Origin of the sequence: Candidatus Cloacimonas acidaminovorans str. Evry (assembly GCF_000146065.2) — a bacterium.
Lineage (GTDB): Bacteria > Cloacimonadota > Cloacimonadia > Cloacimonadales > Cloacimonadaceae > Cloacimonas > Cloacimonas acidaminivorans.
In genome coordinates, this window is the sequence record NC_020449.1 from 1,385,193 (window position 1) to 1,407,766 (window position 22,574).

The 22,574-nt window shown below is 36.7% G+C and carries 21 protein-coding genes; 14 read left to right on the top strand and 7 right to left on the bottom strand.

Translation table 11 applies throughout. From position 1 onward, the window contains the following. Positions 1–152 precede the first annotated feature (152 nt). From CLOAM_RS05645 to CLOAM_RS05665, 5 genes are read left to right on the top strand one after another with little or no spacing between them, the layout of a single operon-like run. Positions 153–1,253 (top strand): DUF6754 domain-containing protein, encoded by a 1,101-nt coding sequence (locus CLOAM_RS05645; RefSeq protein WP_232502657.1) that lies wholly within the window; start codon positions 153–155, stop codon positions 1,251–1,253. After that, positions 1,250–1,948, top strand: a complete 699-nt coding sequence (locus CLOAM_RS05650) for a hypothetical protein (protein ID WP_015424915.1) — start codon at positions 1,250–1,252, stop codon at positions 1,946–1,948. Before CLOAM_RS05645 ends, CLOAM_RS05650 begins: the two co-directional genes overlap by 4 nt. Continuing rightward, on the top strand, positions 1,945–2,775 hold the full coding sequence (locus CLOAM_RS05655) for a hypothetical protein (protein WP_015424916.1): 831 nt from the start codon (positions 1,945–1,947) through the stop codon (positions 2,773–2,775). Before CLOAM_RS05650 ends, CLOAM_RS05655 begins: the two co-directional genes overlap by 4 nt. After that, on the top strand, positions 2,772–3,410 hold the full coding sequence (locus CLOAM_RS05660; protein WP_015424917.1) for a hypothetical protein: 639 nt from the start codon (positions 2,772–2,774) through the stop codon (positions 3,408–3,410). The genes CLOAM_RS05655 and CLOAM_RS05660 overlap by 4 nt, the downstream gene beginning before the upstream one ends. Before the next feature lie 9 nt (positions 3,411–3,419). After that, entirely contained in the window at positions 3,420–4,160 is a 741-nt protein-coding gene (locus CLOAM_RS05665) for a class II aldolase/adducin family protein (protein ID WP_015424918.1), read from the top strand. A gap of 566 nt (positions 4,161–4,726) precedes the next feature. On the opposite strand, the gene CLOAM_RS05670 is transcribed toward CLOAM_RS05665, so the two are convergent. From CLOAM_RS05670 to CLOAM_RS05690, 5 genes are all read right to left on the bottom strand, one after another. Further along, positions 4,727–5,758 (bottom strand): reverse transcriptase domain-containing protein, encoded by a 1,032-nt coding sequence (locus CLOAM_RS05670; RefSeq protein ID WP_015424919.1) that lies wholly within the window; start codon positions 5,756–5,758, stop codon positions 4,727–4,729. After that, entirely contained in the window at positions 5,751–6,083 is a 333-nt protein-coding gene (gene avd / locus CLOAM_RS05675; protein ID WP_018197905.1) for a diversity-generating retroelement protein Avd, read from the bottom strand. Before avd ends, CLOAM_RS05670 begins: the two co-directional genes overlap by 8 nt. Next, a complete protein-coding gene (locus CLOAM_RS05680; RefSeq protein WP_015424922.1) occupies positions 6,073–6,513 on the bottom strand; it encodes an HRDC domain-containing protein in 441 nt (146 codons plus the stop codon). The genes avd and CLOAM_RS05680 overlap by 11 nt, the downstream gene beginning before the upstream one ends. Before the next feature lie 457 nt (positions 6,514–6,970). Beyond that, positions 6,971–7,939: a formylglycine-generating enzyme family protein gene (locus tag CLOAM_RS09050; RefSeq protein WP_015424924.1), complete on the bottom strand. Its 969-nt coding sequence runs from the start codon at positions 7,937–7,939 to the stop codon at positions 6,971–6,973. Between the two features lie 11 nt (positions 7,940–7,950). Then, complete coding sequence (locus tag CLOAM_RS05690; RefSeq protein WP_018197903.1) at positions 7,951–8,778, bottom strand: T9SS type A sorting domain-containing protein; 828 nt, start codon at positions 8,776–8,778, stop codon at positions 7,951–7,953. Positions 8,779–9,406: 628 nt separating this feature from the next. Between CLOAM_RS05690 and CLOAM_RS05695 the strand changes: the two genes are divergently transcribed. After that, entirely contained in the window at positions 9,407–11,116 is a 1,710-nt protein-coding gene (locus CLOAM_RS05695) for a glutamine--tRNA ligase/YqeY domain fusion protein (RefSeq protein WP_044278987.1), read from the top strand. A gap of 12 nt (positions 11,117–11,128) precedes the next feature. Continuing rightward, positions 11,129–11,377 (top strand): hypothetical protein, encoded by a 249-nt coding sequence (locus CLOAM_RS05700; RefSeq protein ID WP_015424927.1) that lies wholly within the window; start codon positions 11,129–11,131, stop codon positions 11,375–11,377. Here CLOAM_RS05700 and CLOAM_RS05705 read toward each other — a convergent pair whose 3' ends face one another. After that, positions 11,378–12,481 (bottom strand): glycosyltransferase family 2 protein, encoded by a 1,104-nt coding sequence (locus CLOAM_RS05705; RefSeq protein ID WP_015424928.1) that lies wholly within the window; start codon positions 12,479–12,481, stop codon positions 11,378–11,380. After that, positions 12,481–14,082: a DNA polymerase III subunit gamma/tau gene (gene dnaX / locus CLOAM_RS05710; protein WP_015424929.1), complete on the bottom strand. Its 1,602-nt coding sequence runs from the start codon at positions 14,080–14,082 to the stop codon at positions 12,481–12,483. Before dnaX ends, CLOAM_RS05705 begins: the two co-directional genes overlap by 1 nt. Before the next feature lie 143 nt (positions 14,083–14,225). Here dnaX and CLOAM_RS05715 point away from each other — a divergent pair, with 143 nt between their 5' ends. From CLOAM_RS05715 to wecB, 7 genes are all read left to right on the top strand, one after another. After that, positions 14,226–15,446, top strand: coding sequence for a 6-phosphofructokinase (locus CLOAM_RS05715; protein WP_015424930.1), 1,221 nt, complete (start codon positions 14,226–14,228; stop codon positions 15,444–15,446). Between the two features lie 464 nt (positions 15,447–15,910). After that, a complete protein-coding gene (gene gdhA / locus CLOAM_RS05720) occupies positions 15,911–17,248 on the top strand; it encodes an NADP-specific glutamate dehydrogenase (protein ID WP_044278990.1) in 1,338 nt (445 codons plus the stop codon). Positions 17,249–18,348: 1,100 nt separating this feature from the next. Beyond that, positions 18,349–18,948, top strand: coding sequence for a LemA family protein (locus CLOAM_RS05725; protein WP_015424932.1), 600 nt, complete (start codon positions 18,349–18,351; stop codon positions 18,946–18,948). A 257-nt stretch (positions 18,949–19,205) separates the two neighbouring features. Next, a complete protein-coding gene (locus CLOAM_RS05730) occupies positions 19,206–20,042 on the top strand; it encodes a mechanosensitive ion channel family protein (RefSeq protein ID WP_071818975.1) in 837 nt (278 codons plus the stop codon). Positions 20,043–20,070: 28 nt separating this feature from the next. Next, positions 20,071–20,775 carry an HAD family hydrolase gene (locus CLOAM_RS05735; RefSeq protein ID WP_015424934.1) on the top strand — a complete coding sequence of 235 codons (705 nt, stop codon included), beginning with the start codon at positions 20,071–20,073 and terminating at the stop codon, positions 20,773–20,775. Beyond that, positions 20,772–21,188: a secondary thiamine-phosphate synthase enzyme YjbQ gene (locus tag CLOAM_RS05740; protein WP_044278991.1), complete on the top strand. Its 417-nt coding sequence runs from the start codon at positions 20,772–20,774 to the stop codon at positions 21,186–21,188. The genes CLOAM_RS05735 and CLOAM_RS05740 overlap by 4 nt, the downstream gene beginning before the upstream one ends. A gap of 291 nt (positions 21,189–21,479) precedes the next feature. Next, the gene (gene wecB, locus CLOAM_RS05745; protein ID WP_015424936.1) at positions 21,480–22,532 is read left to right on the top strand and encodes a non-hydrolyzing UDP-N-acetylglucosamine 2-epimerase; all 1,053 of its coding nucleotides are present in this window, start codon (positions 21,480–21,482) and stop codon (positions 22,530–22,532) included. Positions 22,533–22,574 lie beyond the last annotated feature (42 nt).

Consider the following 22,574-nt stretch of genomic DNA (forward strand, 5'->3'; position numbering starts at 1 on the left):
CAAGATTTAAGGATTGCTGATATTACTTTCCCAACCTTATTATCTATGGCTGTTCTATTGAATTCTGATGGAACAGATACAGAATAATGGATTTTTTTGAACTTTGTGGCAAATTGTGGTTTGCCATCCTGCAAAAAACTAAAAGGAAGATAATGAAAAAAGTAATACTAATTTCGGGTATTCTATTCTTTTCCACCCTGTTATTTGCCCAATCCACCTTTTTTTGGATTGAAGATGTTCCCTGGGATGATGGAAAGGCGCTAAACATTAAAGCAAATGTTCCTGCCGATACTGTCTATCTGCAAAAAGCTTTGGAAGATGGAACCTGGGAAACAATTTACACCGGTAGAGGAAGGTCTCTTTCCTTTACGCAAAATGAACTCAATCCTGATATTAAATACAGATACCGTTTGCTGGTTCCGCGTCCTGCATTTAATGATACCATATTTTTTATGGCAGAAGCTCAACCAAAGGAACAATGGTTCTATCTGCACAAGCTTTCCTATCTTTTAATTCTGCTTGCTGTTTCCATTGCTATTATCTATTATGTACAAAATGCTCGCAAAGGAAAGGAATATTATATTCGCAGGATTAGCGGTCTGGATTGTATTGAGGATTCCATTGGCAGGGCTACGGAAAAAGGAAAACCCATTCTTTTTGTTCCCGGAATTATGGATTTGGATGATATTCAAACTATTTCCAGTTTAACCATCTTAAGCCATTTGGCTCATAAAGCGGCGGAATATGATACGGAAATAATTGTTCCCTGCAGGTTTTCTATGGTTTTATCCGCTGCCCGAGAAGTAGTAAAAGAAGCATATATCAAAGCTGAAAAGCCCGATGCTTACAATCAGGATAGGATTTTTTACTTAACCGATGATCAATTTGGTTATGTAGCAGGAATTGATGGAATTATGGTACGCGAACAGCCAGCAGCCAATTTTTTCCTCGGAAGTTTTTATGCCGAATCCTTAATTTTAGCTGAAACCGGTTTTAGTACAGGCGCAATTCAAACGGCTGGAACCGCTCAGGCAAGTCAATTACCCTTTTTTGTGGTCTCTTGTGATTACACTTTGATTGGAGAAGAACTTTTTGCCGCTTCCGCTTATCTTTCGCGTGATCCGCAACAGCTGGGTTCTTTAAAGGGTCATGATTTCGGTAAACTTTTAGTAATTCTATTAATTATAGCTGGAGTAATAACAGAAATGTCTGGCTGGCATTGGTTTAAAGCATTTTTTGAGGGGGCACAATGAAGTATAAAATCCCTCTTGTCTTTGCCTTTGTATGTGGAATTCTTGTAGTTATTTCCGAATTTATTCCCCACCGTCCTTTCAATATGCTGATTACCACTTTGCAGGATTGGTTTATGATTATTTCCGGTTTTGCCATTCTTTTAGGGCAAATCAGTTTGTTTCAGGCAAACATTAAAAAAATCAAAGAAAAAAACAAGGACTGGCCCTTTTACCTCGCGGGTCTGATTAGTTTTACTGTAATGTTAATTTTTGGCTTGCTGTGGGGAACTCAGGAATATAGAGGAATTTTTGGTCAAGGAGAAAAAATCCAGGCAACGGTAGGAATGAAACCCTTTGATTATCTGTTTGCCAATGCTTTTATGCCACTATCGTCAACAATGTTTTCCCTGCTGGCATTTTTTATTGCTTCAGCTGCTTATCGTGCTTTTATTATTCGTAGTTTTGAATCCAATCTATTAATGATTACGGCTGTAATAGTAATGTTAGGAAGAACCAGTTTTGGTGGAATGCTTACTTCCTGGCTTCCAGAAGGGCTTAAATTTTTACATCTTCCCAATTTGAGCGATTTTATTATGGAATTTCCCAATTCTGCAGCTCAAAGGGCAATTCTGATTAGCGCTGCTTTAGGAATAATAGGAAGCAGTTTAAGGATTATTCTTGGTATTGAAAGATCCTATCTGGGAGGCGAAAAATGAGCGCTAATAAAAATACCCAAACCGAACGCAGAATAATCTATTTAGTCCTTTTAGTTGCAGTTGCTCTGCCCCTTATTTTTCCTATCGGCTGGAAAACAGAGGTCTCCAGCTACACAAAAATGGCTTGGGAACTGATTCAAAATACCCCGGATTCTTCAGTTGTAGTTTTCTCCTTTGATTATGATCCTTCTACCCTAACAGAAATTCAACCAATGGCAGAAGCAATGCTGGAACATTCTTTTTCCCGCAATCAAAAAATTATTGCTGTGGCTCTTTGGCCTCAAGGTGTGCAAATGGCAGACCAGGCATTTACTGTAGCCCTTAAAAAATATCCTGAGAAAAAATATGGTGTGGATTATGTTAATTTGGGCTACAAAGTTGCAGGCATTGTTGCTATTCAAGCAATGGGAAAATCAATGCAAGAGGTTTTTCCCTCCGATCAAAGCGGGACAAAATATGAAAATATTCCAATGCTGAAAAAGGTTAAAACCCTGAAAGATGTTGCCTATATTTGTTCCCTTTCCAGTGGAACTCCAGGAATTAAAGAATGGGTTATGGCTGCCCGCGATCCTTTAGGAACTCCTGTTACAGGCGGAACTACAGCAGTTAGCGCTCCTGGTTTATTACCTTATGTAAATAGCCAGAAACAACTTTACGGCTTGCTGGGTGGACTTAAAGCTGCCTCAGAATATGAAACCCTGATCAATAAAATTGGCAGCGCTACTATCAAAATGGATGCACAGTCCATTGCTCATCTGCTGATTTTAGTTTTCATCATTATCGGAAATATAAAAGCTTTCTATAGCAGAAAAAGGGGTGCACAATGAGCGGATTTATGACTACCTTCGGACTTTGGCTATCAGTATTCTTCACTTTAAGCATCTTCAGCTTTCTCTATAAGGATAATCCTTTCTATAAACTCTCCGAACAAATTTTCGTAGGTCTTTCCGCTGCCTACTGGTTGGTCTATTTATATTATAGCGTTATGGTTCCCAATCTGTTCAATAAACTCTTTACCGATTTTAAGGGAAACCTGATTTTGCTTATTCCTACCGCTTTGGGTTTGATGATGCTGCTGCGCTTAATTCCAAAAGCGCAATGGCTTAGCCGTTATCCCATTGCAATTATGATTGGCACTTCTGCCGGCATTAATATGGTACGCTATGCTAAGACAGACCTTTTGGGACAAATCAGCGCTACAATGATCAATCCCTTTGCTTCCGATAATGTTATAACTGTAATCGGTAATATACTTTTGATTGTAGGAACCATCTGCGGTGTTTATTTCTTCTATTTCAGCAAAAAACAGGAAGGCATCAGAGCTGTTCCTTCCAAACTGGGAATCTGGTTTTTGATGATTAGTTTTGGCGCTTCTTTTGGCTATACGGTTATGGCTCGTATCTCTTTATTGATAGGACGGCTGGAATTTTTGCTGAAGGATTGGCTGCACATCATTAAGTGAAGCAGTGAAATGACCAAAAATAAAGATTCAGCAATGCTATTTAATGATGTTTTTAACAATGTTCTACCCTTCAGAAATCTGATAATGCGTCTAAGCAAAATCGCTAAAGTTATCCATCAACAAGGTTGGGCTGAAGCTAATGCCGGAAATATTTCTATCCGTATATCCAATTTGCTGCTACCCTTTATCAGGACAAACAGTTGGGAAAATTCCTATCCATATCAGGATTGGTTCCTTGTTTCCAGAACTGGCAGCCGTTTTCGGGATTTTAGTGATGAACCGGAGAACTGTTTAATGATAATCGGTATTGATAAAGAAGAACATTACTTTCCTGATACTGCCAAACCTACTTCCGAATGGCTCTGTCACCGTAAACTGCAAGAAATGAATAAAAATACTAATGTATCTTGTCTTCTGCACACTCATCCCACGGAAGTTATCGCTCTTTCCCATACCTCCGTTTTTCAGAATAATAAGCAATATCCCCAACGCCTGAATGAATACTTATTTGAGGCACTTCCGGAAATACAATTATTCCTTCCCCAAGGAATTGCTGTGGCTGATTATGCTCCTCCCGGAACTTTAGAATTAGCAGAAAAAAGCTGTGAATCCATCCAAGATAAACAGGCACTTATCTGGGAAAAACATGGTCTCCTCGTTCTGGCTGAAAACATAGATATTGCCTTAGACCTTACCGAAGTAATCAATAAAGCTGCAAAACTGTGGCTGCTAAAAGGTCTGAAGAACTGAAGTTAATGAAAAAGGAGAAAAAAATAGAACGCAGATAACTGGATCAACAGGATCAGCTGGATTTTGAGAATGACTAATAGAACACAGATAACTGGATCAACTGGATCATCAGGATTTTATGCTTGTTATAGTGTAAAACATCTTGAATTAAAATCCCTTAAATCATGATAATCCTGTTCATCCCAGACCTATTGTATCTGCGTAATCTGCGTAATCTGCGTTATCTGCGTGCTCTTTATTTTACTCAGTGTCCTCAGTGTCCTAAGTGTCTTCAGTGGTTATTTTTCTCTTTTGAATCTATGAGAGTTAAAAAAAGAGTTTACTGCTTTTTGATTTAACTACTCAGCAATAAACTCACTTTCTTTTTGTCTCTTTTAGAGAACTGGATGAAGCTCTGGATTTCCCTTTTTTACATTTACTTTGCGTACAGAGTAAATTCTGATTATTATAATGGAAGATACTACAAACACGGAAGCCAATGTTGTTATTGCTGTTAGTAGCACTATTGTTGTTCCGATTCGAAACAGTGCAATTGCTGGCATTGTTGTTCCAGCTGCCGCCACGTTTCACACGGTTGGTTCCGCTTTATGAACTCCACCCCAAATTAACTTTTGTAAATAATATGTATTGGCAAAACTAATAAAACCAAGGCGACTTCTTGTGCTTTGATAAAGTTTCTCTATTTCAATTTTACCTCTAATATATTCTTTTTCCCTTTTTTGCATATTTTGTAAACACCTTTTCAAATTTATATTACTAACTCTTATCAATTTTGGAAAAACACGGTAACCTAAAAAAGGAATACCTTGGTTAACTTTATTCATTTGTATTGACTTGTCTTTTATTTTCAATTTTAGGATATTAGATAAAAAATATTTTATTAAAAGAAGATCACTTTTAAGCTTATCTTTGTTCTCCGAAAATAGAATAAAATCATCCATATATCTTACATATCCCTTATATCCAAGATTTTGCTTAATATAATGATCAAGCTGATTAAGGTAAATATTGGCAAAAAATTGGGAAGTTAAATTACCCACTGGTAATCCAATTTCCTCATTATGATTCATACTTAGGTTCTGATTTTTAAGGATAATAGAACATAGATTAATTATCATAGGATCTTTAATTTTACTAGATATTAATTTCAATAAAATATTATGATCTATGTTGTTAAAGAACTTCTCAATATCCAGTTTCAAAAACCAAGGGTACTGCCGGGAATATTTTTGAACTGCTAATACAGCTAAATGCAAACCCTTACCTTTACGAGTGGCATAAGAATCCTTAATAAAAATGCTTTCAAAATAAGGTTCTATAACATTTATTAGAGAATGATGCACTAATCTGTCTCTAAAAACAGCAACGCTAATCAAACGTTCCTTAGGTTCCTTAATAGTAAAGTATCTATAGGGTTGAGGACGATAGTTTCCATTAATTAATTCCTTTTGTAATTCCCATAAATTTTTCTCACAATAAAACATCCATTCTGCTGTTTCATACTTACTCTTTTTATGCTTACAAGCATTTTTATAAGCTAAATACAGATTCTGCCAGGAGGTTAATTTTTCCCAAAGATATCCAACCCGTTTAGGCACTTTTTAACCAACCCCCCACCATTTTACCACTTTCCAGTAATTCCTTGCTAATGTATTGATATTGATTTTCAGCTAATAATTTCATCTTATAAGCCATCTGGATTAATGTTCTTAATACATCCAACTTTATGTTTATCTTTATCAAATATTCCCTTTTTGACGAACTGTAAATCGTTTGAACAATTAATTCCAATATCTCTAAACAAAGGTTGTCCATTTTTTGAGCTAATGAATATCTCAAATTTTTCGGAAATCTTTCCGTTCTCCCAAATATCCAGATAGATATATCCATCCATTTTATATATAAAGGATAGTCATTTTTCAATTTCTAATACCGCCTCTTGTAATAATTTGATTATCTGTTCCCCATACTTTTCCGCTTTACTCTTCATCCCTTTTATAGAAGAAAAATCACTAATAGTTTTGGGTTGTTTTTTCACAATCTCATAAATCTGGGAATTATACATAATAATATAAGCAGGAAAGCCCTCATTGGCAGCTAATTCATTACGCCAATCCCTTAATTTTTCATATTGAGCTTGTTCCAATTCACTTAAACTTTCCATATCAGGTATAAAATGACTCCCCTTTCTTGGTAAATACTCTATAAAAAAAGAATAATAGATATTCCCTTCGTTATTGATAAATTCTTTTTCTACGCGAATTATATTATTATTCTGACAAAATTGATTGAATCCCTGATCTTCAAAAACTCCTTTGTCTCTGTCAAATCTTACTAACATCAATTTAAACATTTATACTTAATCTCTTCTTTGCAACTTTCACCTACAAATTCTATTTTTTGGTTAAAGCTACTTCTAATATAGTTTCCATATTGAAACTGCAGTTATTTTAGTAAAACTATTATGGATTCCTGCTTTCTTATGAATGATAAAGTGCTTTTCAATCTTAAAATGATATAAATAAGCATCTTATTATTAACTTTTCTATGTTATCAGGATATGTTTTCATTTGAAAAAAAAATTTCAGCAGGGGGATATATCCCCCTGCACCCCCTATCAATTCTTCTCTTCTTAATTCTTTCATTTTGGTTCTTACTTGGCAAAAGGCAAAAAGGTAAAAAAGCAAAAATCAATCAAGGGAAACCCTACAAACACGGAAGCCAAAGTCGTTACTGCTGTAAGTAGCACTATCGTAGTTGCGAACCGAAACAGTGCAATTGCTGGCATTGTAGTACCAGCTGCCGCCACGTCACACACGGCCGGCCCCGCTTGTTGATCCGGTTGGATTGGTTTGAGGTCCTGAAGGATAACTTCCATAAATATCCCAACAACATTCCCAAACATTTCCACTCATATCAAAAATTTGTAACTCATTAGCTTGTTTACCCCCTACAGGATGAGTAGTGCTACCGGAATTGCCGGTATACCAGGCAACATCTCCTACAGTATTACTCCCGCTATAGGTATAATTATGAGTTGAGTTTCCACCCCGGGCAGCAAACATCCATTCCATTTCAGTTGGTAAACGATAGCCATTAGCAGTCCAGTTACAACTGACATTAGTATGATTTTCACTATTTGTATTCCAGCCGGAGGGCCAGTTACTGGGATTGGTGCCATAATTTTGATAACTGTAACAGGGAGTAAGATTTTCCTGCATACTTCTCCGGTTACAATATTCAATGGCATTGAACCAAGTTACTCTCTCCACAGGCCTACTAAGATCACCGGTAAAATTAGAGGGATTTGTTCCCATTACTGCTTGATATTCACCTTGAGTAATTTCATTTTTATCAAGATAAAATGTGCTAATGGTTACATCTGAAGTGCCGTTATTAAAGGTTCCTCCTGTTACTGTAATAAACCCTACCGGTTGAGTGCTTGGAGAGGGATTATCGCGGGCAATTAATTTAATCTTGTAATTAGTGCCGGTACTCATTCCATCTTGTACTGGATACCAGGTTATCTGTTTTCCTGTTCCTGCACTAACACTATTACCAATAGCACCTGAGGTATGAGTTGGTGAAAATGTGTAGCTTAAGCCACCATTATTGGAAACCAACATAATCACTTGGCAGTTTTCATCAGCAGAAAGATCATAAGAAATAGTAACATATCCTGTATGAGTTGTTACGGATACATTACTAACAGTTGGAGCCGCGGAAAAAAGTATTCCCCAGAAAAATACGGCTAAAATAGTAATCAGAATTTGTTTCATTTTTGTTCTCCTTATTTCATTAGTATCATTTTGGCGATATAGTTTGTTTTGTTAGTTGTTAAGCGGAAAAAGTAAAGTCCACTGGTGCAAGTAATGCCATTTTGATTTTTCCCGTCCCAAAAGTATTTGTAACGACCTGCTGATTGGTTAGGGATTACTTTATTCCACACAATCTGACCTTTCAGATTAAATATTTCCAGTATCGCCTTACTTTCTTCGGCAAGAGAATAACTTAGCCAGGTGCCAGGATTAAAAGGATTAGGATAAATACTGTCAATCCCTGTTATCAGAGGAATTTCATCATTTCCTTCCGGTATAATAACATTGACGCTAATGGGTCCCTTAAACTGAGAAACACTATTAATATCAATCATTTCCAGCCAGTAATAGTAAATACCGGGACTATAGATTTCTGCATCTACATAAACATAGACCTGCATTTGAGAGGTATTGGTAGCATTAATCAAGATATTTAACATCTGAGCTTGAGACAATTCTTCATTGGTTGACCTATAAATACGATAACCATATAAATTGGTCTCGGATTGAGTAGCCCACATTAAACGGACACTACTCCCTCCACTTTGCTCAGCTATAAAACTGGATAGCTCTACCGGAAGTGTCTCATCTGTAATCGCAAATTCATTTGATTCCCCGCTTCCACTAAGATGTTGACAGGGTATCCCAGTAATTGAAACTACACTTGATTCGCCTAAACCGGATAAATGCTGACAGGGTATTCCAGTAATTGAAACTACACTTGATTCACCATAGCCGGTAAGAGCAAAGATACTTCCGCTAATAAGCAAGATTATAAGGAAGATACTTTCTTTTTTCATAGCCATCTCCTTTAAAGGTTTTTTTACATTCTTTTTTTATACTTCATCTAAGTATCAATGCAAAAAATAATCAATCCCTATTCTTTGTCAAGTGCTAATATATTATTTTTATTATTGACCTCGCCCCCCCCCCCCGAAATTATAACAAATAGTTGTATATCTCATATTTATTCAAGAAGTTACTAATGTTGATAAATTTCCACAATACCCTAAAAAATATTTTTTCTACCAAAGAGAAAAGCGGAAAAAGAGAAAAAATAGAACACAGATAACTGGATCAGCTGGATTTTATATTATATAAGAATAATTATAAGTAAAAATCTGCGTTATCTGCGTTATCTGCGTGCTCTTATTTTTCTCGGTGTTCTCGGTGTACTCAGTGTCTTCTGTGTTCTCGGTGTAAAAAATAAAATCTGGATGAACTAAAATCTTTTATCCCTTAAATCCTGATAATCCTGTTCATCCCAGACCTATTGTATCTGCGAAATCTGCGTTATCTGCGTGCTCTTATTTTTTATCCGTGTTCTTATTTAATCTGTGGAATCTGTGAGAGGATAATCTTCATTGCACTTGACAGAAAAGCATACTATCATAATATGACAAAATGATTATAAAGAAAGGATTGAATATGGATACAAAGGAAAATATCACTGAAAATAAAGAAGAAAAGGCAGTAACTTCCAATTTTATCCGCTCTATAATAGAAAGGGATTTAGCAAGCGGAAAACATAAAAGTATTGTAACGCGTTTTCCTCCCGAGCCCAATGGTTATTTACATATTGGCCATGCCAAATCCATCTGTTTGAATTTCGGTTTGGCAAACGACTATAGGGGGCGTTGTCACTTACGTTTTGATGACAGCAATCCGGTGAAAGAGGATGTGGAATATGTTAATTCCATTATGGAAGATGTGCATTGGTTAGGTTTTGACTGGGGTGAACATTTATATTATGCATCGGACTATTTTGATAAACTGTATGAATTTGCGGAATACTTAATCAAAGCCGGCAAGGCATTTGTTTGTGATCTCTCTTGGGAAGAACTGAAAGAATACAGAGGCACTTTAACGGTTCCGGGGAAAGATAGTCCCTATAGAAATCGCAGTATAGAAGAAAACCTGGATTTATTCAGAAGAATGAAGGCAGGTGAATTTCCCGAAGGCAGCAGAACTTTACGAGCCAAAATAGATATGGCTTCCCCAAATTTGAATATGCGTGATCCGGTTATTTACAGAATTAAAAAAACCCATCATCACAGAACCGGTAATGACTGGCAAATTTATCCTATGTATGATTATACCCATTGTGTTTCTGATGCCCTGGAAGGTATAACCCATTCTATCTGCACTCTGGAATTTGAAGACCATAGGCCTCTATATGATTGGTTTTTAGACCAGTTACCGGTTCCCTGTCATCCGCAACAAATAGAATTTGCCCGTTTGAATCTTGCTTATACAATAATGAGTAAACGGCTTTTACTGGAATTGGTAAATAACCATTTAGTCAGCGGTTGGGACGATCCCAGGATGCCTACAATTGCAGGAATGCGCAGAAGAGGTTTTACTCCGGAAGCCATTAGAGATTTTTCCGAGCGGATTGGTGTCTCCAAAGCTAATTCTCTGGTTAATGACGAATTGCTGATGTTTTGTGTGCGCGAAGATTTGAATAAAAGAGCGGAGCGCAGAATGGTTGTTGTAAATCCCCTAAAATTAACTATTACTAATTACCCGGAAGGCAAAATAGAGGATTTTGCTGCAGAAAACAATCCGGAAGACCCTTCTGCGGGAAAGAGGAAAATAAAGTTCTCCCGCCATCTTTATATAGAAAAAGATGATTTCAGTGAAAATCCGGTAAAGGGTTGGTTTCGTCTTTCCTTGGGCAAAGAAGTTCGCTTAAAATACGCTTATTATATCACTTGTAATGAAGTAATCAAAAATGAGAAGGGCGAAATTATAGAATTGCTTTGCACTTACGATGAAAAATCACGCGGGGGATGGACAGAAGATGGACGCAAAGTGAAAGGAACTTTACATTGGGTTTGTGCTGAGAGTGCTATTCCTGTAGAATTGCGTTTATATGATCGCCTTTTCACTTTAGCGGATATGAGTAATATGGAAGAAGGAAAGACCTATCAGGATTACTTGAATCCAAATTCGCTGATAGTTAAACAAAACTGTTTGGCAGAAGAAAATTTGCAAGAAGCAAAGATTGGAGAACATTATCAGTTTCTGCGAATTGGTTATTTCAATGTTGATTATAACAGTAAGCCAGGGGCATTGATTTTTAACCGTATTGTGGACTTAAAAGACAGCTGGGCAAAGCTCAGTAAGAAAATATAAGGGGAGGATATTATGGTTTACAAGATTGTGCTTGTAAAAATTGATCAACGTAGCACTGAAGCTACAAAAGTTCAGGGAATTTTAACCAAGTATGGATGCAATATTCGCGTCCGTTTAGGTTTGCATGAGGTCTCTAATGAATTCTGCGCCAATGATGGTTTATTAGTCCTGGAAGTGCAAGGAGAACAAAATATTCTGGAGAATATGATTTCAGAACTTAATGCTTTGGAATATGTGCAAGTTAGGTTAATTGAAATGTAACTATTTCCAGGTATATTTTCCTAAAGTTCCCCGCAAGCCATAGAAAATGAAGTGAAGGGGAAATACAAATATCTGAAGAGGATACAAAAAAGCGAGTTTGCTTCTTCCAATTTGCCTTAAATGGCTATAGGAAAAAGCAAATTCGGCTGCTGTTTTAAGCAGTAAAGAAAGTTTAATTGCTTTACCGCTTTTCTTATGTATAGCTTGCCACAGAGCAATATAAAACAGACAAAAATAGATAAAAATAAAGGCACAAAGACCTTTCAGCCACCAGGGATAATATTTGAATTTGGAAGCTCTGCGGATATTTGTTTGATGATGCTTTTTTCTATTTGTGCCATCAATTGAGGTAACCTGCATTGCTGTATTGGGATTGTACGCTGCTTTTCTGATCTTAGGCATCATTTTGATTAAAAGTAAATCGTCATCACCTGATCTTAAATGTCCTATTCCTTCAAAACCACTACTTTCCAGAAAGGTCTTTTTCCTGTAAACCATATTACAGGCACTGCTGGTAAAAGGAATTTTGTAATATAAGCCCGCTGCAGCTAAAGCATAATTAACACTGCGTTCAAAATTTTTCAGACGAATGATGCTGTCATCGGGTTTTCTTTTTATAACTGAATAGGAAAGCAGGTAATCTGTTTCTTTAGTAAAAGACCGGTTTATTTCTTGTAACCAGGAAACGGGCACAATACAATCAGCATCAGTGAAAGCAAGAATTTCAAAGCGGGAGTTTTCTATGCCTTTTTGTAAAGCAGCTTTTTTTCCTGTTAAGGGTGGGGTCTCACTATAGAAATTAATAATTTTCAGATTAGGAATATTTTTCTGAGTAGCCAAATATTCTTTACTGCCATCGTTGCTATGGTCATTTACAATAATTATTTCATATTTGTCCCGGGGATAATCCAAACAGGCAAGGGAGTTTAGTAAATTTGGCAGATTCTTTATTTCATTTCTGGCTGCAATTATGATGGAAATACTTTGAAAAATATCGGGAACTGATTTCTTTTTTTCTTCAGCAATTATCTTATCTACGCCTCGTTTTAGCCAAATTAGAAAAGTAGAATACAATATTGTAAATAGAGGAAAGCATTTCTTCATTAGCTTTTAACCAGCACGGAATCTGTAAGGTCTATAAATTTTGCCAGCTCCGGATTTTCCTGTTTTATATCTTCCAGTGTTTTGTGTTGAATATTAACTTTGGTAGGGGGTTCCGTTTCCTGCAATTGCAAAGAGATAGAAATCGGTTTCTCAAAGAGTTCGGAAATAGATTCTTCCAGCTTTTCCTGATTGCTTTTCAAACAGCGGAAATTAGTATTGCTTTCTACTGTTAAACAAAGTTTTCGCCCTTCCACTTTTCTGTCTGTAGTTGCATCTAAAGCAAGAGCACACATTTGACTGATTTTTTTAGCGCGGGTAATAATTCTCTGCCAAAGCTGTTCCAGATTTTCCTGGTTAAATTCCATTTTAGCCACAATTGTTTCTTCGCGTAAAGGAACTTCTGCCGAACTGGCTACATAACTGCTTTGAATTGTCTTAGCGGTTGTTGGAGAAGCCATAGATACAGGTTGGGCAAAGGCATTTATATTAATCTTGCCAATTAAAGAGGCAATATCTTCCATTTCATCAAGCTTGCAAAGTTTAATCATCAGAGCTTCTAAAATAAGGTAGGGATTGCTACTTCCCCTTAAATCATTTCTACAGGCAATAAGATAGGAAAGAATATACAGCAATTTGTTCTGCCCGAATAATTCAGCTAATTCATCAAACAAAGAAAGTTCATCGGGATTGATATCCTTAATTTGAACTTGCAGTTTACGCAATATAAGGATCCTCACAAATTCTTGCATATTGGCTATAAATTCTTGGAGGTCAATTCCCTGTTCAAAAATCAAATGCAATTCGTTAATAAGACCCTGGGTATCTTTATTGTAAATCAGAGTTAGAAATTTCTGATAGACCTGATTGGGAATCATACCAAATATTTGACGGACTTTGTCAATAGTAATATTATTCAAACAATATGAAATTGCCTGATCCATCAACGATAGGGCATCGCGCATTCCTCCATCTGCCTTACGAGCTATTAAATAAAGGGATTCGGAATCAATTTTTATCCCTTCCAGAACGCTTATTTCCTGCAACCTCTGAACTATGGAAGCAATTGGAATACGTTTAAAATCATAACGCTGACAACGAGAAATAATAGTTGGCAAAACCTTTTGGGGTTCTGTTGTGGCAAAAATGAAGATAACATTATCCGGCGGTTCTTCCAGGGTCTTAAGTAATGCATTGAAAGCATTTTTAGAGAGCATATGCACTTCGTCAATGATGTATATTTTATAATTGGAACTGCTGGCAGGATATAAAAGCTCGCGTTGCAATTCACGAATATCATCTACACTGGTATTGGAAGCACCATCAATTTCAATTACATCAGGAGAAGTTCCTGCCGTAATTTCCAAACAATTGGAACAGGCATTACAAGGTGTAGTGGTCGGTCCGTTTACACAATTCAAACTCTTTGCTAAAATTCTTGCCAAAGAGGTTTTTCCTACACCCCGGGGTCCTGTAAATAAATAAGCGTGAGCTATTCTATTTGTAGCAATGGCACTTTGCAGGATTTCCGTTATATGCTCCTGAGCGTAAACTTCTTTAAAGTTCTGGGGACGGTATTTTCTGGCTAAGACAATGTAACTCATTTATCCTCACGAAATATAATACAATACATTTATATTACCATATTTCTACAGACACTGTTTTAAGCAAGTATTTTCTGCTGGACAGATTATCAGCACTTTGTTTTAAGTGTTTTCAGAAGTTTAATCAGAATGGAGGATTTAAAATGAAACTGGAAGGAAAAGTTGTTATAGCACAAGGCGGAGGTCCTACTGCTGTAATCAATCAGTCCTTAGTAGGAGTAACCCTGGAAGCAAGAAAATTTCCCCAAGTTACACGTGTTTATGGAGCCCTATATGGAGTTCAGGGAATTGTGAATGAGGAATTTGTAGATTTAACCCAGGAGACAACTCACAATTTGGAACAGGTGGCTAATACACCATCTTCAGCTTTACTTTCTACGCGGGATAAACCGGACGAAAAGTATTGTATGGAAATTTTTAAAGTGCTTAAAGCACACGATGTCAGATATTTTTTCTATATTGGAGGCAACGATTCTGCCGATACAGTTCGCATTGTAAATGAACAGGCAACCAAAGCGGATTATGAATTTCGGGCTATTCATATTCCTAAAACCATTGATAACGATTTGGTTTTGAATGATCATACACCCGGTTTTGGCTCTGCAGCAAGATTTGTAGCTTCTGCCTTTACAGGAGTCAATTTAGATAATCGTGCTTTACCCGGGGTTTATATTGGAGTGGTTATGGGTCGGAATGCCGGTTTTTTAACTGCCTCTTCAGTTATGGCACAAAAATATCCTGATGACGGACCTCATCTTGTATATTTACCTGAACATCCTTTTCACCGGGAAAATTTCTTAGATGATGTAAAACGCATTTATGATCTTTACGGTAGATGTGTAGTAGCCGTTTCCGAAGGTATTGTTGATGAAAATGGAGTGCCCATTGTTACAAAACTTTCAGGAAATCAGGAAAAAGATGCTCATGGCAATGTTCAGCTTTCCGGAACCGGAGTTTTGGGTGATTTACTTAGTGAACTTGTTCGCACTAAACTGAAAATTAAAAGAGTGCGTAGTGATACTTTTGGTTATTTACAGCGTTCTTTTATCGGCTGTGTAAGTGATGTTGATCAAAGGGAAGCACGCGAAGTTGGAGAAAGAGCAGCTCATTATGCTATCTGGTATAATTTGGATGGCTCAATTTCTATTCAAAGAACGGGATTTTATTCCGTAAATTACCAGCTGGAAAATTTAAGCGATATTGCCGGAAAAACAAGAACTATGCCCGATGAATATATTAATGCTGAAGGAAATGGAATTACCGATGAATTCAAGTATTATGTAAGACCTCTTTTGGGTTCAGGTTTTCCTGTAGCTCATCGTTTAAGAGCTCCCAAAGTAGCAAAAATTCTCACCGAGAAATAGCTTTAGAATTTAATGTTTGTAGTCGGAGGACACTGTTCCTCCGCAAAAAGGTGGAAAGGTGGAAAGAGTGAAAAGGTGAAAGAGTGAAAGAGTGAAAAGGTGAAACAAGGAGAAAATTTTCGTTGCAAACTTTGAAATGTGTAGCCGGAGTTCGCTGAAGCTCCGCATCCTTTTTTACAAATTCTATTCCGTGTTTCACTTTTTCACCTTTCCACTTAATCGTCACGCGTCCTCACTGCCAAATGAATTTGTAGGAAGTTATAATTTTTGCAGGCAGTGACGACTCCTGACTTAAATGTTTCACCTTTCCACCTTTCCACCTTTTCACTCTTTCACCATTTCACCTTTCCACTTTTTCACCATCTCGTCATTTCACTACCTCACCAATTCCTCTTTTCGTACTTGACATAAAATGAAAGAAATATTTTAATGTAATAAAAACAAAAATATATATGGAGGAACCAATGACCATCAATGAGTTTATGGCAAAAGTGGAAGCCAAGAATCCGGGTGAACCTGAATTCTTACAGGCAGTTAAAGAAGTAGTAGAAACAATCTGGGATGTTTATATTAATAATCCCCGTTTCGTAAAAGCCAATATCCTGGAGCGTATTGTAGAGCCCGAACGCGTAATCATTTTCCGTGTTCCTTGGGTTGACGACAAAGGCGAAGTTCAAGTAAATCGTGGCTATCGTGTTCAATTTAACAGTGCAATCGGACCTTATAAAGGTGGATTGCGTTTTCATCCCAGTGTAAATTTATCCATTTTGAAGTTTTTGGGCTTTGAACAAACCTTCAAAAACAGCTTAACGACTCTTCCTATGGGTGGAGGCAAAGGTGGCAGTGATTTTGATGCCAGAGGAAAAAGTGATGGCGAAATTATGCGTTTTTGCCAGTCCTTTATGACAGAACTATTTCGTCATATTGGTCCCAACACGGATGTTCCGGCTGGTGACATAGGTGTTGGAGCTCGTGAAATTGGCTATATGTTTGGAATGTATAAAAAGCTGATGAATGAATTTACCGGAGTTTTTACAGGTAAAGGTTTAACTTGGGGAGGAAGTTTAGTTCGTCCTGAAGCCACAGGTTTTGGAGTTGTCTATTTCACCGAAGAAATGCTGAAAACCAAAGGTGAAACCATTAAGGGTAAAAGAGTTGCCATTTCCGGATTTGGAAATGTTGCCTGGGGTGCAGTTCAAAAAGTGAATCACTTAGGTGGCAAAGTTGTAACTATTTCTGGTCCTGATGGTTATGTTTTAGACGAGGAAGGCATAAGTGGTGAAAAGATTAATTATATGGTTGAACTACGTGCTTCCAATAATGATCGCGTAAAGGATTATGCCGATAAGTATCCTAATGCCAAATTTTTCCCGGGAAAGCGTCCCTGGGAAGTGAAAGTTGATGTTGCTATTCCTTGTGCTACGCAAAATGAGCTCAATGGAGATGATGCCAGGGCACTTATTAATAACGGTGTATTTTGTGTAACCGAAGCTGCCAATATGCCTTGTACACCTGAAGCAGTGGAAATTTTTCAAAAAGCGAAAATTCTTTATGCTCCAGGAAAAGCGGCAAATGCAGGTGGAGTAGCCACCAGCGGATTGGAAATGACGCAAAACTCCATCCGTATGAATTGGAGCAGAGAAGAAGTAGATGAAAAACTCCACGGAATTATGAAAAACATTCATCAGGCATGCGTTGATAGTGGCAAAGAACCCGATGGCTATATTAATTATGTGAAAGGTGCTAATATTGCTGGCTTTTTGAAAGTTGCCAATGCAATGTGTGACCAGGGAATTGTGTAAACCCTTAATCTCTCTGATAAACATAAAGCCCGTTACAATTCTTGCGTAACGGGCTTTTTTAGTGAACAGATTAACAAGTTAACTGGTGAACAAGTGAAGTGAAATGGTGGAAAAGTGGAGAGGTGAAACAAAAGGATAATTTTTGCTGAAAAACCTATAATACTATATCCATATTCATTAATCATAAATGGCAGAAAAATTCCTTAGGAATGGCAGGAAAATAATGATGAGCTTTGAACCCGAAACAAAAAAAGAGATGATTAGCTCTCAAATAAAACCAAATAATGCAATAGAACTAATGGTTAATATTATTTCCCTGTTCGTTAACCATATAAAGTATTAAAAATTCCGTAGGTATGGCAGTTAGATAACGACGGATTTTAACCCGGCAATAAAATATAGCGACGAAAAAGAAAGGGTTTCGTAGTGAAGACAGATATTATAGAGGGATTTTAACAAGGAAAAGAAAAGACAAATTTTATATTTTAGTTGCTGAGTTTTAATTTATAATAAACAGAACGCATTTATTTTTTAGAGCTCTGTGAACTCTTTAGTAAAGAACAAATTTGCTAACCCATTTCTCTTCAATTGCCTTATTTGGGTTTAATAATTCTCTAAAATTTCAGTAAAGACCCCGTAACATTTATTAGAGAAGTGTTAGAGAAGTGTTACTGTAGTGTTAGGGTAGTGTTAGGGAATCGTTCAGGAACCAATTAAGAATCAGTAAATTAGGCATTCGCTTTTTTACCTGTTTTTTCCTTCATAGAAATATAATTTGGCAGGTCATAATTGAGGTGGAATTTATTATCTTTGTAGCAGATAGCAAATTAAACCCAAATAATGCTTTAGAAAAGATTATAAGGCAGATATTGGAATGGGGTTAGCAACTTCCAATCCGTCACAACACAAAGACCTTTATTTTTCAGAGTTCTTCAAACTCTTTGGCAAATAGGAAGTTGCCAAACCATTTTTTCTTAACTGTATTGTTTTAGTTTAAATATATATTATTTTAGGGAAAGTTCTAAGGGAAAATCAAAAAAAACACTGGACAAAATAAACCATATATTAAAAAAGGATCTAAAATAAATTTTGGAGATAAAATGAAGAAAGGACTGATTGTATTACTCGCAATTATCCTCGTGATTATAATTTGTGCCGGTTGGTTTATCGGACGTTATAATAACATTCAAAAAGAAAAGGTGAATGTAGAAAGTGCTTGGGCTCAGGTGCAAAATGTTTATCAAACCAGATATGACCTTGTTCCAAATTTAGTGGAAATAGTTCAAGGAGCTGCAAATTTCGAAAAATCAACTTTAACTCAAGTAACTGAAGCTCGTGCAAAAGCCGGTGGAAGTTTAAATCTTCCTCCTGAAGCATTAACCAATCCCCAGGCATTTCAGGCATTTCAACAAAGCCAGGCAGGATTAAGTGATGCCCTTTCCCGTTTAATGGTTGTAGTGGAACGTTATCCTGAATTGAAAGCCAACCAGAATTTTCTGGCTTTTCAAAGCCAGCTGGAAGGTATTGAAAACAGAATCAGAACTGAAAGAATGCGTTATAATGATGCAGCTAAAAAGTTCAATCAGCTGATAGTAACTTTCCCGAATAATATTATTGCCAGTATTATTAAGGTTAAGCCCTTCCAATTCTTCCAGGCAGAAGAAAGTGCACAGAAAGCCCCTAAAGTTCAATTTGATTAAATAACAATAAGTTACGGAATATAATTTGTTTGTCATAATATTAAACCGTATATTAGTTCTGAATTGTTACAAGTATAGAGATTAGGTGGTTATTTAATTAAAGATGGTAGTTATTGGCTGTTTGCTCTATTTTAGAAAACTTGAACCACAAAAAGTTAACAGAAGATAAGTGTTTCAAAGTAAAATAATATTTGGATAAATCTCCAAAATGATTATCTTGTTTTAGGATGCCAAAATTATTAGAGTGAGGAAAAAAAGTGCTACTGGCTATTAATGTAGAAAAGCTTACAGGGGATTTCATTACTCCAGAAAGGATAAGTTTGATAATTCGGGTTATTCTTATTCTGTTGGTGGGAATTCCTTTGGTAAGATTGATTCGTTCCCTAACTAAGAAGATAGTTAAAAACCGCCTTTCCCCTCAAAGTGAACAGTTAGTTGTCCGCTCCGTTTATTATGTAGCAATTTTAATTCTGCTTATTACCTTACTGAATGAATTTGGATTTCGGCTTTCTGCCATTTTAGGAGCTGCAGGCATTTTTGGTGTAGCTATCGGTTTTGCTTCTCAGACCAGCTTTTCCAACATTATTAGTGGTATATTTTTAATATCGGAAAAGCCATTTAAAGTAGGAGATGTGGTTCAGGTAAGTTCCAATATCGGAACAATTGAATCCATAGACCTTTTATCTATCAAGCTGAAAACACCTGATAACCGCTATGTGCGAGTTCCTAATGAAACAATGATTAAGACGGAAGTTATCAATATTACCCGCTATCCTGTGCGCCGTGTTGATATAAATCTTTCTGTTAGCTATGATGATGATCTGCATAAAGTTCAGGAAGTTCTTTTAGGACTTGCAGAAAGCAATCCTTGGGCATTAAAAGACCCGGCTCCTTTGTTTTCCATAGACAAATTTGGTGACTCGGGAATCCAGATTCTTTTTGGCGTCTGGACAAAAAAAGAAGATATTCAAAATTTGAAGACCTCTTTGATGATTGGCATCAAGGAGAAATTTAAACAGGAAAATATCACAATTCCCTTCCCTCACATATTGATTGCCAATGCTGAGGAACTAAAAAATGAACCCATATCATAAAATAAAATAAAGAGAAAGGAAGTGAAGAATGGCTACAAAACCTCAAATCAAAGCCATCATCTTTGATCTTGATGGCACTTTAATTGACAGCGTTGTTGATATCGCAGGGGCGATGAATGCTGCCTTAAAAGAACTTGGCTACCCTGAACATCCGGTAGAGGCATATAAAACCTTTATTGGTGATGGACACATGGAATTGGCAAGAAAAGTTTTACCGGAAGATAAAAGAACCCCGGAAAATATTGAAGCTCTTGCTAAAAAATTCTGGGATCATTACGATATTGAATGGTATCTGCATACCAATATTTTCCCCGGTGTATTGTACCTCATTCAATTAGCTGTAGCCCGTAAAATGAAACTGGCAATTCTTTCCAACAAGCCACATTATTTTACGAAGAAAATGATTCGTCATTTCTTCCGGGGAGCAATGATTCGCCATACTAAAAATCCTTTTGGCGTTTATAGCGGTGAAGAACCCAATAAACCCAAAAAACCTGATCCCACCGTAGCTCTGGAACTTGTCCAACACTTAATTGTAAAACCGCAAAATGTTGCTCTTGTTGGAGATAGTGTTGTAGATATTCAGACCGCTAAAAATGCTGGAATGATTGCTATAGGCGCTGCATGGGGTTATGGAAACAAAAAAGACCTCCAAGATGCTGGAGCCGATTTGATTTTTGACAGCCCTACAGAGATGTCCACTTATTTGGATTCTCAACCCCTTTGTCCATGAAAAGTTATCGCCAGGAACTGCATTTCAGAACCGATAAACGCAGGGATTTTATAAACATAACTCCTCTGGTGAGAAATGTCTTACACGAAAGCGGAATAAAAGATGGCTTGTGTTTAGTAAATTCTATGCACATTACTTCTTCCGTTTTTATCAATGATGACGAAAAAGGTCTCCATAGTGATTTTGAAACCTGGCTGGAAAAATTAGCTCCAGAAAAACCCTACTCCCAATATCGTCATAACGGTTTTGAAGATAATGCCGATGCTCATTTGAAAAGACAAATTATGGGCAGAGAAGTTGTGATTGCCATAACCAACGGAGAATTGGATTTCGGAACCTGGGAACAAATATTCTACGGCGAATTTGACGGTATGCGCGATAAAAGGGTTTTGGTAAAAATAATCGGAGAATAAAAAACTTATAGCCGATTAAACGTTTATAAGATACAATTAACACAAGGATTACAGATAATTAGAGGAAGCCCAAAAGTAACTTACGGGCTTCATCATTTTTGATATGTTTTTTTTAACTGCTTTTTTATATTTGTATTCCTGCTTGACAGTAAAAATCTTTGAATTATTAAGGCAAGAAGAAGATTAAGATATACAGATAACCTGTTATTTTAGAGGAAACAGGAATCTATATTGATTATACCATATTCAAGTTCAAAGCTATATTAGTTATACATAGATAAGGATTTATATATGAAAATAGTGCAAATTGTAGGAGCCAGACCTCAATTTATAAAATTGGCTCCTCTTTCCCGGGAAGTTAGAAAACACCATCAGGAAGTAATTATTCACAGTGGACAGCATTACGATATTCAAATGAATGAGGTCTTTTTCAGGGATTTGGAAATTCCTGCTCCTGATTATAATCTTAATGTTGGTTCCGGCAGCCAAAGCACACAAACCGCAGGTATATTAAATGCTTTGGAGCCCGTTTTAATAAAAGAAAAACCGGACCTGGCAATTGTTTATGGCGATACCAATACTACTCTTGCAGGAGCTTTAACCTCTGCCAAACTGGGAATTAAAACAGCTCATATAGAAGCCGGATTACGAAGTTATAATAAAAGTATGCCGGAAGAGATAAACAGGATTGTAGCTGATCATATAAGCGATATTTTATTAGCTCCCACAGAAACAGCTATGCACAATGCAAGCAAAGAAGGCTTGCTGGAAAAAACATTCCTGGTTGGGGATATAATGGTTGATTCACTTTCTTTCGGAATAAAAAAAGCGGAAAAAGAAGCAAATGTCTTATCTACTTTGCAATTGGAGGATAAAAACTACTGTCTTCTGACATTGCACAGACCTTATAATGTAGATGATCCTGATAATTTATATCATATTCTTGAAGGATTGGATGCCTTACAACAACTAATAATTTTTCCGGTTCATCCCCGCACGCTTAATATTCTTAATAATATAAAAAACATCCGTTTTAGTAATATCCGTTTGATAGAACCTCAAGCATATCTGGATTTTCTGCTTCTGATGAAACATTCTCGGATGATTTTTACCGATTCAGGAGGAATTCAAAAAGAAGCATATATTTTACAAAAGCCCTGTGTTACTCTTCGTCCTGAAACAGAATGGGTAGAAACAGTCCAAAGCGGATGGAATCTTCTGTTACCCGTTTTTTCTCGGGATTTTCCTTTCGTTGTAAATAATTTTAAGCCACCGGAAACTCATCCTGCTCTCTTCGGTGAAAATGTAGCGGAAAAAATAATGCAGCTGCTGGAAAATAAATAGCAATTGCCATCGCTGTTTTATTCCAAACATTCAGTAAAGAAA

Excerpts from the sequence above, each read along its gene's own strand:
- CLOAM_RS05645 (WP_232502657.1), top strand. The coding sequence starts at position 153 with ATGAAAAAAGTAATACTAATTTCGGGTATTCTATTCTTTTCCACCCTG.
- CLOAM_RS05650 (WP_015424915.1), top strand. The coding sequence starts at position 1,250 with ATGAAGTATAAAATCCCTCTTGTCTTTGCCTTTGTATGTGGAATTCTT.
- CLOAM_RS05655 (WP_015424916.1), top strand. The coding sequence starts at position 1,945 with ATGAGCGCTAATAAAAATACCCAAACCGAACGCAGAATAATCTATTTA.
- CLOAM_RS05660 (WP_015424917.1), top strand. The coding sequence starts at position 2,772 with ATGAGCGGATTTATGACTACCTTCGGACTTTGGCTATCAGTATTCTTC.
- CLOAM_RS05665 (WP_015424918.1), top strand. The coding sequence starts at position 3,420 with ATGACCAAAAATAAAGATTCAGCAATGCTATTTAATGATGTTTTTAAC.
- CLOAM_RS05680 (WP_015424922.1), bottom strand. The coding sequence starts at position 6,513 with ATGTTTAAATTGATGTTAGTAAGATTTGACAGAGACAAAGGAGTTTTT.
- CLOAM_RS09050 (WP_015424924.1), bottom strand. The coding sequence starts at position 7,939 with ATGAAACAAATTCTGATTACTATTTTAGCCGTATTTTTCTGGGGAATA.
- CLOAM_RS05690 (WP_018197903.1), bottom strand. The coding sequence starts at position 8,778 with ATGAAAAAAGAAAGTATCTTCCTTATAATCTTGCTTATTAGCGGAAGT.
- CLOAM_RS05695 (WP_044278987.1), top strand. The coding sequence starts at position 9,407 with ATGGATACAAAGGAAAATATCACTGAAAATAAAGAAGAAAAGGCAGTA.
- CLOAM_RS05700 (WP_015424927.1), top strand. The coding sequence starts at position 11,129 with ATGGTTTACAAGATTGTGCTTGTAAAAATTGATCAACGTAGCACTGAA.
- CLOAM_RS05705 (WP_015424928.1), bottom strand. The coding sequence starts at position 12,481 with ATGAAGAAATGCTTTCCTCTATTTACAATATTGTATTCTACTTTTCTA.
- dnaX (WP_015424929.1), bottom strand. The coding sequence starts at position 14,082 with ATGAGTTACATTGTCTTAGCCAGAAAATACCGTCCCCAGAACTTTAAA.
- CLOAM_RS05715 (WP_015424930.1), top strand. The coding sequence starts at position 14,226 with ATGAAACTGGAAGGAAAAGTTGTTATAGCACAAGGCGGAGGTCCTACT.
- gdhA (WP_044278990.1), top strand. The coding sequence starts at position 15,911 with ATGACCATCAATGAGTTTATGGCAAAAGTGGAAGCCAAGAATCCGGGT.
- CLOAM_RS05725 (WP_015424932.1), top strand. The coding sequence starts at position 18,349 with ATGAAGAAAGGACTGATTGTATTACTCGCAATTATCCTCGTGATTATA.
- CLOAM_RS05735 (WP_015424934.1), top strand. The coding sequence starts at position 20,071 with ATGGCTACAAAACCTCAAATCAAAGCCATCATCTTTGATCTTGATGGC.
- CLOAM_RS05740 (WP_044278991.1), top strand. The coding sequence starts at position 20,772 with ATGAAAAGTTATCGCCAGGAACTGCATTTCAGAACCGATAAACGCAGG.
- wecB (WP_015424936.1), top strand. The coding sequence starts at position 21,480 with ATGAAAATAGTGCAAATTGTAGGAGCCAGACCTCAATTTATAAAATTG.